We start from the raw sequence: 12,317 nt of genomic DNA, 5'->3' as shown, positions 1-12,317 counted from the left end.
AGGAGCGAAGGCGTTTGCGAGTGATTATCGGGGTGTTGATCGTGGTGCTGATACTGGCCGGGCTGGCGCCCTGGATCCGGCCCTATCTGCCGCCGGGTTACGATCCTTTCGCGCCGCTGTCGGTTGACGATCCGCCAACGCTGATCACCCGCTACAAGCTGGCTCGTCTCGGCAGCGATCCGGATGCCTGTCTGGCCGCACTGAACCGTGCGCGTGAAGCCGGACGAATTGCCTTTACGCAGTTGGGTGAGATGAAGGGGAAATGCCCGTTGCTGGCTCCGGTGCGGGTGCAGAATTTTGGCAGCGTCACGCTGAGTTCGAGTTTTCTGGCGAGCTGTCCTTTGGCCATGAGCAGTGCGATGTTTGTGGCGCAATCGGCGGCACCGCAGGCCAAAGAGGGACTGGGTAGCGCGTTGTCACGCATTGATCACCTAGGCAGTTACGCCTGCCGAAATGTTTACCATCGTCCCGAAGGTCGGCTTAGCGAACATGCCACGGCAGACGCGCTGGACATTACCGGATTCCGCTTTGCCAACGGACGAACCGTCACCGTGCTGGCCGGATGGCCTCGGGACGATGCAGCGGGCAATTATCTGCGTGCGGTATTCAATGACAGCTGCCATTTTTTTGGTAACTCGCTCGGCCCGGATTACAATGCTGCCCACGCCAACCATTTCCATTTGGGTATGCGCGGCTTCGGGGTATGTCGGTGATGGACATCATTGCTTTTGTGCTGGCCGATCGGCCCCACTGCGACATTCAACGCTGTCGTTTCATGCGGTATCAAATCCTACTGGAGAGACTGTACCATGAGCCGTCCATTGACAATCGTTATCCCGCTTTACCAAAACGTCACCCAGCTTGATTTCACCGGTCCCTATCAATTCTTCTCAAAGCTTCCTGATGTCAGGGTTATCGTTGCATCATTGAATGCGGAGCCCATTCATGCCGATGGCCTGACTTTTTCGTCGCTGGCGGATCTCTCCACGTTGAATGAATGCGATGTATTGTGCGTTCCTGGTGGCGGAGGGTGCGGCGATGCGATGGAAAATCCCGTCTATCTGGCTAAAATCCGCCAACTGGCCTCGGGTGCCCGCTACATTACGTCGGTATGTACCGGATCATTGATCCTTGCTGCGGCAGGATTGCTTATCGGCAAACGTGCTACGTGCCACTGGGCATGGCGTGACACCCTTGCGTTGTTTGGTGCCATTCCCGATTCCGGACGCGTGGTCAGGGACGGGAATATCATTACGGGCGGCGGTGTAACCGCGGGTATGGATTTTGCGCTGGTGGTCATCAGTGAATTATTTGGTGAAGATATTGCCCAGCAAATCCAACTGGGGTTGGAATACTCCCCTGAACCGCCGTTTAATGCGGGACGACCTGAAACAGCCCCGGCGGCCATTGTGGAAAGCGTGATGACCAGAAATACGTCGGATAGAGCGAAACGCAATGCTTCTTTTGAGCGCGCCGCCAGGACGTTAAATAGCGCGCGGTAAAGTGCCCCCGGCTAGATTTTCTGCTCCTGTCGCAGTATCGACGGGGTAACGCCGCGCATGGCCTTGAAGCGATGACTGAAATGGCTGGCTGAACTGAAACCGCACTCCAGCGCGATGTCGATCAGTGGCATCGTACTGGAGCGCAACAGCGCCTCAGCGTGTTCAATGCGCGCCTGCATCACAAATTGATGGGGGGCAATGCCGGTACTCTGGCGGAACATGCGGGCAAAATGAAACTCACTGAGTCCGGCCAAACTGGCCAGATCGGCTAATTGCAACGGTTGGGCAAGATGGTTCTGGATAAACTCCACGACCCGTTTCAACACCACCGGTGCCAGCCCTCCCCGAATCTGCGGCAACGCCCACTGCAATTGCGTGTAGCGCGTCAGCATATGCGTCATCAACATGTTTGCGGCGCTGCTGAGGATTAATTGATCGCTCGGTTCCTGCCACTGACAACGCAATAAAAATTGCCGATAGAGCAGGGTAATTTGCGGATTTTCATCAAAAATGCATTCTTCGACGTTGATCGCCGCCGGGCTGCGATCCCAGGTCTGTTCGACCAACTGGCGCAAGTGGGCATCGGTGCAGTAGAGATGCACGAACGACAGATCGTCGCGGATATCCCAGCTCGACACGCTCTCTTTGGGCATGATACAGAAGCGATCCGGGCCGCCACCGTTTTGCCAACCGCTGCGGGTTTTATGATATGACTCGTAGCCATCGGCGGTGTAGAGACTCAAGGTATGGTGCGATGGATTTTCCTGGGTGATGCAATCATGCTTGTTTGACCAGGCGGCCAGCCGAACACCCGACGCAAGTTCCACCGTGTTGTGCAGTGTCGCCTGATGCCGCTTGAGTGTTTCGAACGCCTGATATTCCTGATGCATGGTTCGTGCTTCTTTCCTAAATCCGGATGAATAGTTTAAGACGCGACGCACCCCTAATCCACAAGTAACCTGCGGTCGCTGTGAAAAAAGCGCAAGATTATGTAACTGACCGCAACGTCCTGACAGAAAACGATCGCGTCTTTGTTTCACACTGAAGACCTGTTTTCTGTGGGAGAGAGTTATGAATGCGCTGCTGTATCTGCTGGTCGTTTTGATTTGGGGTACGACCTGGATAGCCATTGTGATGCAACAAGGCACCGTGGCCGTCACGGCGTCAATATTTTACCGCTTTGCCCTTGCCGCCAGCGTCATGATGATCGCCCTGATTGTCAGTCGACGCCTGAGCCGGATCTCGTTTCGCGATCATCTTTTTTGTCTGGCACAGGGCTTCTGCGTATTTGCGTTTAATTTCTACTGTTTCTACCACGCTGCCGCGTATGTCAGCAGCGGCATTGAATCGGTTATTTTCTCAATGGCCGTATTATTCAACGCCATTAATGGGCTGATCTTCTTCCGCCAAAAACTGCACCCGAACTTTATTCCTGCCAGTATTCTGGGGTTATCAGGAATTGTCGCGCTGTTCTGGCATGACCTGATGGCGGCAGAAATCGCCCCGGAATTGTTGCAGGGCGTTGGTCTGAGCCTGTTGGGTACCTACGGATTTTCATTAGGAAATATGATCAGCAGCCGCCATCAGCGTCGTGGTCTGGATATTTTTTCCACCAACGCTTACGCCATGTCATATGGTGCGGCGATCATGGGAATATTGACCCTGGTGCAGGGTGAATCTTTTACTATTGAACTGAACAGCCGCTATTTGGGCTCGCTGTTCTATCTGGCTATTTTTGGCTCGGTCATTGCTTTTGCCGCTTATTTCAGTCTGGTAGGGCGCATCGGCGCGAATCAGGCCGCCTACAGCACGCTGCTTTTCCCGCTGGTGGCATTAACAATATCAACGGTTTATGAAAACTACATCTGGCACAGCAACGCCATTTTTGGGTTGGTGCTGATTCTGCTGGGTAATCTGGTGATGTTTTATCGGCCAGGGGTTTTCAAGGGAAGAGTGTTTTCGCGGCAACGATAATGCGCAGTCGGTTCAGCCGTTGGCCGCGGTCGGTCACCTATTGGAAATAGCCTATTGCGGTTTGCCATCAGGGAAAATAAACGTCAACGGGCCAGCGTAGGAGTTCCCCGCGCTGACCCGTTTGTTCAGACTGCGATCACACACGAACTTTTAACGATATGACGATCAGCAAGACTGCAAATACCAGAAAGAGTATCTGTTCCATAACAAACCCTCCTTAGGATTTATCTTGCTAATTATAGTTCATCATCTGGTGTTTTTTTTGAGCGATTCGTGTGGTGTTAAAAGCGGGTGATCTGTTCCCAGTAAATAAAAAGCTTATATTTCATAAGTCCAACCAGGTTGCCAGGCATGCGTTTTACGCCAGTCCTCCTGAAATGCCTGCTCCCAGGTTTTGCCATGTATAAGGACATTCAATGCAAGTTGTGGTGCCTGATGGGCAACCAGTGCAACAGATTTTCCTTGGTGATATTTTTTTATATCGCTGATTAAACTCACCATCCGAGTTAATACATCGTCGTATGACTCTCCTTCTGGGAAGGGCGAGTTGATATATTTTGTTAAATCGCTTTTTACCGTATGTGAAGGTTGCTTGCTATATTTACCATAATTTATCTCGCGCAACCGCCAGTCGGTCATAAGGAATAATGGCTTAAACGCGATTGTTGCGGTTTCTATTGCCCGACCTGAGTCTGAGCTAATAACGACATCAAAAGGATGATCTGCGGTAAGACTATGCAGTTCAGCAGCCTGTTTATTGCCTTTTTCGGAGAGAGGACTGTCTTCCCAGCCCGTTACAACGCCAGACTCATTATCCGTGGTAGTGGAATGAACGAAGTAAGTTATGATCATCGGACTATTGCCTTTTTATTTTATAATTCAATAAGTTGATTGATTTTTGGTTAACGCTTTTATTTTCAGCACCGACTCAAACGCGTTGAACAATGAATTACGTGCCGCATACATAATGAATAATTTTCACAATGAGCCATGTCTAATAATAATCCGATGGCCTGGCAATGGCTTTTTTATTGCAAGAAAACGATTCTGACGTATTAATTATTCTACAGTGGCGAGAGGTGGAGATATAATCAATATACGCTTCCTTGATAATAACAAAATTTTATCCGTAGCGTGTTCTGAATATCAACGGGTATTTCGCAGGCGTGGGGGAAAACAAAACGCCCGTTTCTGGGCGTTGGTTGGCAGGCAACATAATTAGAAGCCTCTAAGACAATCAAAATCAGGCCGGTAAATAGCTGATTGAATGCTCCAGTGAATCGCAGTTTGTATCAATGACCACGTTCCAAAATCCGCTGTACGGCACACCCAGATAAGCCGTTTTACGATCGTTAACGCCAAGAATATCGCCAAAACCCCGTGATGCCTGTTTAGGTGAAGATTCCCCTTCACACATCAGATGGATGTGACAACTGTCGGAGCACCGCACAACAACAGTGTCTCCTCCGAACAGGCTAAGACGGGCGCGGACTATAGGCATGATATTGTTTCCTCTGAGAGTTAAGTAATCGATTGCGTTCAGGTTTTAGGTACATAAATCGAGTTCTACCGTGACCTGTTTCACAAATCGTCTGTCTCTATAAAACCAGAGGAAGAGTGGATAAATAATGACCTTAATCAATTCTTGTAAGAATCTATAGAAATTTTTATAAATGCGTCCGGATGTTAAGAATTATTAATAAATTTTTTATTCCGACTGGATATAAAGGCATAAGTCCAGCCCGCCAATACCACCGTGCGCAGGCCAGGTGAACAGATAGATGAAGGAAAATGCCAAACACCGACGAGTTGACGTTGATTAGCGTTCCCGCGTAGCGCGCCAGCAGACCAGCGAGCCGAGAGTCACCATTGCAACGCCTTGCCAGAACGCAAATCCGGGCGTGATCTGTAGCCAGAGACTCGCCAGCAGCGTGGAGAATATCGGGGTGAAATAGGAGACGGTCGCCAGCAGCGTCATATTGCCTTTCTGGATGGCGCTGTCCCAGCAGGAATAGGCGGTGGCGGTGGCTGCGCCAATGAACAGCAGTTGACCGACGGCGGGGAGGGTAAAATTTATCGGCTCATGCGAACCGAGAGCGTATTTAATCCACAGCAGGACGGCAGTGCCCAGCAAAAACAGCGAGACGGCGCTCTTGCCGCCGCCATAGCGCCGCGCGAGATTGCAGTACAGCGCCCAAAGTATCGCGGCCAGGAATGCCAATCCATACGCCACTGGGTTTTCGCAGATATTTTGCCACATCAGCGCGGGGGACCAGTGTCCATCACCTTTCATGACCCACACAATCCCGGTAAATGACAGCGCGAACCCCGGCCAGATCCACCAGGTGCTTTTCTGCTGGTTCATGAACAGGGAAAACAGGATGGTCAGGCACGGCCAGAGGTAGTTGATCATGCCAATTTCCAGCGCTTGCGGGCGCGAGTGCGCGATGCCAAGCGCCAACGCGAGACAGATTTCATAGCTGACAAACAGCGCCCCACCGATTAACAGGTAGATGCGGTTGAACTTGCCGATGCGCGGAAAGCCTTTCACCAGCGCAACACAGATCGCGCTGACCGAATAGATCAGGGCGGCTCCCGCCGTTGTGCCGAGCAACTCGGTGACGCTGCGGATCATGCCGACTGAGGTGCTCCAGAGGAGAATGGCGACAAGTCCGGTGAGGGTGGCGGTATTGACAGCGTGCTTCAAGTGGGTCGTCCTGAAATTAATGCCTGCAAAATGAAGGGTCTTAAGCTATCACAGGCTTTGCGATGCGTAATCCAGTTTTCTCGCGGATCGCTTGCGACGCGCCGTACTGTACCCGCCATTCACAGTAAAGAAGCAGGAGAACAGAAGATAGTGCCATCAATTGAAACGAAATATTAAAACAGAACAGATTTGTTGCGGTCAGATAGATAGAATGTGATCCCGATGGGTGCAGTCAGCTCATCGGGATTCATTTGCTTGCCGCCGACCTGCAACCCGAGTTATTCAGGGATGTTAGTGTTGCTTAAACATATGTTATAAAAGGCGGATTAAGCCCAAGCAGGCAACCGATTATTTGTATGGTGCAGTTCACACGCGGCCAGGTGCGCCGCTGTGCTGATGAGGGACGATGGTTCAGCGCCCGTGAGCCGTGGCATGCGCTACACTTTCACATTATTTTGGCACAAAGGGAATCGGATGACTTACTCCGAAAAACTAACGTATGCGATGAATGTCAGTGCATTGGCGCTGGCGTTGAACGCCGTATTCATCATCCCGGCCAGTGCAGAAGAACAGTGGCCACGATCGTGCAATTCACCTCAAGCGGGCAAACAGTGCCAATATGCCTTTCAGCAGGGCTTGGCACCGGTTCAGCTCGGCGCGGCAAAAGATGGGCAAGGGCTGTGGGGGTACATGGATACCTCCGGTCGCATGGCGATTGCACCTGCGTTCACCGCGGCGTCCGGTTTCGTGAATGGCATGGCCGCCGCCGCGCAGGACGGCCAGTTTGGCTATATCGATCAGAAAGGCGACTGGCTGATCGCGCCGCGTTTTACCCGCGCAACCCCATTCAATGCTGACGGCACCGCGCTGGTCGAGACAGATAACCGGCTGGCGCTGATTAACAAGCAGGGCGAAATCGTCAAGACGTTCCCGTTCTCCGCCAGTCTGGGGAGCGACGGGTTTGTCAATGGTCAGGCGCTCGCCAGCGTTCAGGTGCAAATCGCGCCATCGCTGTGGAATGCCGCGCTCGCCCGTTCGCTGGCGCTACCCGAAGATATCATGGCATTAAGTGAACCCCAGGATGGTTTGGTTCCCGCGCAGAAGCGTGATGCCCGTGATAAAGGGTATTGGGGATATCTGGATGAGAACGGCGAGTGGGCCGTCGATCCGATGAAACTGAAAACCCGCACGCTGCCGCAATTGAACGGTAACGCGGTTGCGGTACAGGGTAAGTCCGGTTGGGTGTTCGTCGATCGTCAGGGTGCGACGCTGAATAAGCAGGAGTTCAAAGCGCTAACCCCGCTGAGCGGCGGCAATTGGCTGGTGACGACCAAAGAGGGTAAACGGCAACTGCTGAATGCTGCGCTGGAAAAACAGAGTGATCTACCTGATGGTCTGGACAACTTCCGCCAGTGGGGCACATGGCTGATCGCCAATAACGCCGATACGGTGGTGATGATCGGGCCTGATAATCTGGTGAACACCGTCAAAGCGGAAAAACCGCAGATTACCCTGTTGGCCGACACGCTGTGGATCAGTCAGGGCGCGAAAGCCAATAACGCCAACACCGCCGATCTGCTGCAAATCTACGATATGAACGGCGTCGGCCTGTTGACAGACGCGACGCTGGCCGCCCTGAAAAGCTATCAGGTCGCTCCGCTGAATGGGCATCTGGCGACCGCGAGTGACGATGCGGCGCAGAGACTTCCGCTGGCCGTGTTAACGCCGCAAGATGCGACCAAACCCCCGGCGATTCTCACTTCGCACGGCGAAATATTCTCCGATCCACAATGGGCCAGTATCGACAGTAAAACTGCCTCTGCCCCGCTACTGGTTCGTACCGAAAACAGTCAGGTCGGTGCCGTTGATGCCAACGGACAGTGGGTTATTCAGCCGCAATTTCAAAGCATTACCCCGTTTGACGGCGACTACGGCTGGGCAACGCAAACTGATGAGCAAGGTGAGAACCGCCGCATCATCGATCGCAAAGGCGTGGTGATGGAGGTTCCGACGCGGACGCTGCAACTGAGTCAGAGTATTTCTGACGGGCTGCTGCTGACCGCCGAGGACGGTGAGAACGGCAAGCGCTGGGGTCTGTGGGATATTCAGGCCAAACGCGAAATTGCAGCACCGACGTTTGATCAGATTGAACCGTTCCAGGACGGTTTTGCGCTCGCCAAGATGCAGGATCAATGGGGCGTGATCAATCGTAATGGCGGTTGGGCCGTGCGGCCTGACGAGAGCCGTCTGCAACCGCTGCAATATATGGGCAATGGCATGTTTCTCGCAATGACCGAGGGCGCAGCAAACTCACCGGTCCGCACGGTCTACAGTTTGCTGAGTGCTGCAACGGGCCAGTCGGTGGTTGAGGGTTTGCTGGATAAACCGCGCTCCGTCGGTGCGGATCATTGGCTGGTACAGCCGGTTGAAGGCGGTGTGGCGCTGATCGATTCCGCAGGTCGCCACGTAATGGAAAAACCGATCGCCATGGACAAAGTCGCCATCACCGGCGATTGGGTCATGCTCAATTTCGGACAACGTTACGGTGCGCTGAACAGTCAGGGCGAGTGGCAAGTCGCGCCGATTTACACCGAAGCCCTCAATTTTGTCGGCAGCGGCCCGTGGGCCAGCGCGGTGAATGACAAGAGCCAAACCTTGATCGATCGCACCGGGCAACCGCCGTTGCCTGACTTTATGGCGGCGCTACCGATGAACGGTCTGGATCGTCTGGCCGATAACGACAATCAAACCGGTGAAAGCGTTTTGCGCGATCTTTCCGGTGAGGAGATTCGCCGGTTTGCGGGGCTCAACAGTATTGTGACTTCATCCGCCAGCGAAGGGTTGGTGCCGTTCCGCGGCGAAAATCAGCGCTATGGCTTTATTGATGCCAGCGGCAAAAAGGTGATTGGTGCCTATTTCGATCAACTCGGTCCGATGAAAGACAGCCGCGCCCGCGCAGTGAAAAGCGCGACCTATGGCCCGGCAACAGGGTATATCGATCAAACCGGTCGCTACGTGATTTCACCGCGCTTTGAATGGGCCAGCGATTTCAGCGATCGCCGCGCCTGGGTGGTGAATAAAGGCCAGTTGCAATTAATAGATACGGATGGCGGCGTGCAGGCACAAATTCTGCTGCGCTGTAATCAACGGGTGGTGGTCGACGCCAAAGGCCAGCCGCTATGGCCCGCCAAGGCCGTGACCTGCGCCGGAGGTTCACAATGAAATATGCCCTGCGTAAGACGCTGCAAAATGGCGGGTTAGTGACATTACTGGCGCTGGCACAACAGGCCAGCGCAGAGGATATCGCCACAGGATGCAGCGTTCCAGAAACCGGCGTTCAGGCCGTGGCGCGTGCTCGTCTGGCTTTGCCGGGCGTGGTGAATATCTGTATTCGCGATATTCATCAGGGGCGCGCCGCCGTTCTCCTGCCGTCCGCTGAAATGGCGATTGATGATGCCGCGCTGGCGCCACAAATGTCCGGGCACCGCTGGGGTTTTCTGGATGAGAAAGGCCAACTGGTGATCAAACCGGTATTCGAGCAGGCCAGTGATTATCACTATGGTCTGGCGGCGGTCAGCCAGAATGGCAAATGGGGCTACATTGACGTCAGCGGTAAATGGGCGATCGAACCCCAGTTTTCCAGCGCAGGCGATTTCACTGAGTTGGGTATCGCGGCTGTTACGCGGGAAGGTCGGCCGCAGTTGATTAACCGCAGCGGCGCACCGGTAGGCCAGCCGCTGGATGAGCGCGTCAGTAGTCTGTTGCTGGAGGACGGCAATCCGCTGCGCCTGCGTCTGGAGTATAAAACCGTATTTCTGTCGCCGGACGGCACCCGACACTTCGCCAGCGATCAAATGGAAATCGTGCAACCCTTCGGTCATGAAGGCATGTTTGTCGCCCGCAACAGCGAGCAGGGCTACGGTATCGTCGATCAGAACCTGAATTGGCGAATCGAGCCGAGCTTCAGTGCGATTACCGTGCCACCGGGCAAATACTCGCTCGCACGGGCCGAACAGGGTGACCGGGTCAGCTTCATCCGCGCCGATGGATCGTTGGTGGAAAAGACCTACCGTTCCGCCGAACCCCTGACGTCTTCGTTGTGGCTGGCGAAAAACGATCAAGACAAAACCGTGCTGCTCGACAGCGTGGGTAATGAATTGCAGAGTCTGGACGGCAGTGCCGCGTCGAAATTGGGCATCCACGATGAATACGTGCTCAACAGCGATAAAGACGCGGTAAAAGTCTATTTATCCGGATTCAAAGGCGCGTTATCGATACCGGCGAACAGCGTGGCGTCCGCGCAGGATACCGCGCCGTTCCTGATGACCCGCAGTGGTGAGCAGGGCAAAATCAACAGTATTATTGCGCCCGACGGGCAGATGATCGGTGGCATGCAGCAACCGAACTGGCTGGCGCAGATCGATAATTCACAGGTGATCAATGGCCGACTGTGGCTGCGCGATGGCAACGGAAAATTGCTGAACATCGTCGATCAGCACGGAAAAGCGCTGTTGTCGCAGAAAACGCTGGGCAGCCTGCAAAATGGCCGTCTGCAACCGCTGTTTGGGGTTACCGACCAGAACCAGCGCATGACCGAATCGGCAATTCCGCTCGGGATGCTGGTCTCGGACAATGAAGGGGCGGGCTTGCTGCGGGCAGACGGTTCGCTGATGCTTGATGCCAAATGGAGTGATATTCAGTTGGCTGATGGCGCGGATTCCGATGCCGATCGCAATGCGCCTTTGCAGTTTATCGTCAAAACCAAAACCGGCAGTGGGCTGATCGATAGCCTGGGCAAACAGTTGGTGCCGTTCGAACAGGACAACATTTCACCTTACGTGCACGGATATGCCTTCGCCTATCGCGATGGCAAACTGAACGCGCTCGATCATCAGGGTAACCATTTTGATCTGCCGAACGTCTTTGAGCTTGAATCCATCGGTGGCGGCTGGTTCCGTTACCGTGAAACCGCCGCGGAAGATGCGCTGTGGGGGATTTATGACGTGGTGTCGCAGAAGATAGTGATCGCCCCGTCGCTGACGCAGGTCGGTAGCGTGAATGAAGGCGCTGGCGTCTCCAGCGGACAAACCAGTGCCCAGTTGCCCGACGGCAAGTGGGGCGTCATTGACGGCAATGGTCAGTGGGTAATTGCTGCGAAATTCAGCAAGGTTGAGCGGATCAATTCTGCGTTGTGGATCGTGACGCTGGCTGCGCCACAAGGCACGGAACCCGCCAATCAGGACGTTGCCCAGCGGGCAATTATCGCGACCGACGGCAAACAGCGTATCGCTCTAAGTGCCGGTTTGACCGTTAACCGTTTCAGCGACGGGCGGATTCTGGCAACTGCCGCAGACGGCCAGTCGTGGCTGCTTTCCGCCGATGGACAGTTGCAATTGAGCGAAGAGCATACCGGTATTCGCGCGATGGGTGATTGGGTGCGGTTGTCACGTTTGCCGCAGGAAGGTTACATCAACGCGCAGGGCGAGTGGCAAATTCCCTCTGACAGCAATTGGCAGACATCGGCCTTTGTTAATGGACACGCGTTGCGTGCCGGTGCGCAAAATACTGAAATTATCGATACCAACGGTGTGAAAGTGGGCGTGCTGCCTGAAGGTCAGTGGTTCTGGCCAGCCGCCAGCGATCTGGCGTTCAGTACGCAGACCAATGATGGCAAGAGCGTCACCCGTTATGCGGATGCCAGCGGCAAGATTGTTCTCACGGTTGACGGACAGGGCAGCCGGTTGCAGGATGGTCGCGCGGTGTTGTCGCGTTCGGCGGCAGAAAAAACCTGGATCGATTTGCAGGGCCACGCCACTGACGGTGTGGTCTTCCAGGATTTGGGATTGCCGAGCGACGGGCTGGCCTTTGCCCAGACCGCCAACCGCTACGGATTTATCGATGCACAGGGTAATTTCGTGATTGCCCCGGTATTCAGCGCGGTATCGCCTTTCGACAGCGGTGTGGCGATTGTGTCGGATGATAACGTTTCGATGATGATTGATCGCAGCGGTAAGCCATTGGCGCGCGTGGATAGGGAATGTGGTATTCAGGTTCTCTATGGAACAGGTGCAGTACGACAGTGGCCGCCGAAAATGCCGGTACGCTGCGAGCAATAGCGGTTACGCCAAGCGGAA

At 54.1% G+C, this 12,317-nt stretch carries 9 protein-coding genes; 5 read left to right on the top strand and 4 right to left on the bottom strand.

Annotation, left to right across the window (positions count from 1 at the left end):
- The first annotated feature begins 14 nt into the window (after positions 1-14).
- Entirely contained in the window at positions 15-713 is a 699-nt protein-coding gene (locus DRI82_RS12450) for an extensin-like domain-containing protein (protein ID WP_211317653.1), read from the top strand.
- Between the two features lie 96 nt (positions 714-809).
- Positions 810-1,502 (top strand): DJ-1/PfpI family protein, encoded by a 693-nt coding sequence (locus DRI82_RS12445; RefSeq protein WP_114194080.1) that lies wholly within the window; start codon positions 810-812, stop codon positions 1,500-1,502.
- Between the two features lie 11 nt (positions 1,503-1,513).
- On the opposite strand, the gene DRI82_RS12440 is transcribed toward DRI82_RS12445, so the two are convergent.
- Positions 1,514-2,392 carry a helix-turn-helix domain-containing protein gene (locus DRI82_RS12440; protein ID WP_114194078.1) on the bottom strand — a complete coding sequence of 293 codons (879 nt, stop codon included), beginning with the start codon at positions 2,390-2,392 and terminating at the stop codon, positions 1,514-1,516.
- A 181-nt stretch (positions 2,393-2,573) separates the two neighbouring features.
- Here DRI82_RS12440 and DRI82_RS12435 point away from each other — a divergent pair, with 181 nt between their 5' ends.
- Complete coding sequence (locus tag DRI82_RS12435; protein ID WP_114194076.1) at positions 2,574-3,476, top strand: DMT family transporter; 903 nt, start codon at positions 2,574-2,576, stop codon at positions 3,474-3,476.
- Between the two features lie 318 nt (positions 3,477-3,794).
- Here DRI82_RS12435 and DRI82_RS12430 read toward each other — a convergent pair whose 3' ends face one another.
- The 3 genes from DRI82_RS12430 to yddG form a co-directional block, all read right to left on the bottom strand.
- Positions 3,795-4,328 carry a histidine phosphatase family protein gene (locus DRI82_RS12430; protein ID WP_114194074.1) on the bottom strand — a complete coding sequence of 178 codons (534 nt, stop codon included), beginning with the start codon at positions 4,326-4,328 and terminating at the stop codon, positions 3,795-3,797.
- Between the two features lie 391 nt (positions 4,329-4,719).
- Positions 4,720-4,977: a DUF1883 domain-containing protein gene (locus DRI82_RS12425; RefSeq protein ID WP_114194071.1), complete on the bottom strand. Its 258-nt coding sequence runs from the start codon at positions 4,975-4,977 to the stop codon at positions 4,720-4,722.
- Positions 4,978-5,295: 318 nt separating this feature from the next.
- The gene (gene yddG, locus DRI82_RS12420) at positions 5,296-6,183 is read right to left on the bottom strand and encodes an aromatic amino acid DMT transporter YddG (protein ID WP_114194069.1); all 888 of its coding nucleotides are present in this window, start codon (positions 6,181-6,183) and stop codon (positions 5,296-5,298) included.
- A 474-nt stretch (positions 6,184-6,657) separates the two neighbouring features.
- Between yddG and DRI82_RS12415 the strand changes: the two genes are divergently transcribed.
- Both DRI82_RS12415 and DRI82_RS12410 read left to right on the top strand, forming a co-directional pair.
- The gene (locus DRI82_RS12415; protein WP_114194067.1) at positions 6,658-9,405 is read left to right on the top strand and encodes a WG repeat-containing protein; all 2,748 of its coding nucleotides are present in this window, start codon (positions 6,658-6,660) and stop codon (positions 9,403-9,405) included.
- Positions 9,402-12,299 (top strand): WG repeat-containing protein, encoded by a 2,898-nt coding sequence (locus DRI82_RS12410; RefSeq protein ID WP_245956826.1) that lies wholly within the window; start codon positions 9,402-9,404, stop codon positions 12,297-12,299. Before DRI82_RS12415 ends, DRI82_RS12410 begins: the two co-directional genes overlap by 4 nt.
- The last annotated feature ends 18 nt before the right edge of the window (positions 12,300-12,317 follow it).

Origin of the sequence: Edaphovirga cremea, from assembly GCF_003332275.1 — a bacterium.
Lineage (GTDB): Bacteria > Pseudomonadota > Gammaproteobacteria > Enterobacterales > Enterobacteriaceae > Edaphovirga > Edaphovirga cremea.
The sequence above is the reverse complement of the archived record's forward strand: the minus strand, read 5'-3'. Positions and strand labels throughout refer to the sequence as shown.

What these genes read in the sequence shown, in the direction of transcription:
- DRI82_RS12445 (WP_114194080.1), top strand. Translation starts at nt 810, where the DNA reads ATGAGCCGTCCATTGACAATCGTTATCCCGCTTTACCAAAACGTCACC.
- DRI82_RS12440 (WP_114194078.1), bottom strand. Translation starts at nt 2,392, where the DNA reads ATGCATCAGGAATATCAGGCGTTCGAAACACTCAAGCGGCATCAGGCG.
- DRI82_RS12435 (WP_114194076.1), top strand. Translation starts at nt 2,574, where the DNA reads ATGAATGCGCTGCTGTATCTGCTGGTCGTTTTGATTTGGGGTACGACC.
- DRI82_RS12430 (WP_114194074.1), bottom strand. Translation starts at nt 4,328, where the DNA reads ATGATCATAACTTACTTCGTTCATTCCACTACCACGGATAATGAGTCT.
- DRI82_RS12425 (WP_114194071.1), bottom strand. Translation starts at nt 4,977, where the DNA reads ATGCCTATAGTCCGCGCCCGTCTTAGCCTGTTCGGAGGAGACACTGTT.
- DRI82_RS12415 (WP_114194067.1), top strand. Translation starts at nt 6,658, where the DNA reads ATGACTTACTCCGAAAAACTAACGTATGCGATGAATGTCAGTGCATTG.
- DRI82_RS12410 (WP_245956826.1), top strand. Translation starts at nt 9,402, where the DNA reads ATGAAATATGCCCTGCGTAAGACGCTGCAAAATGGCGGGTTAGTGACA.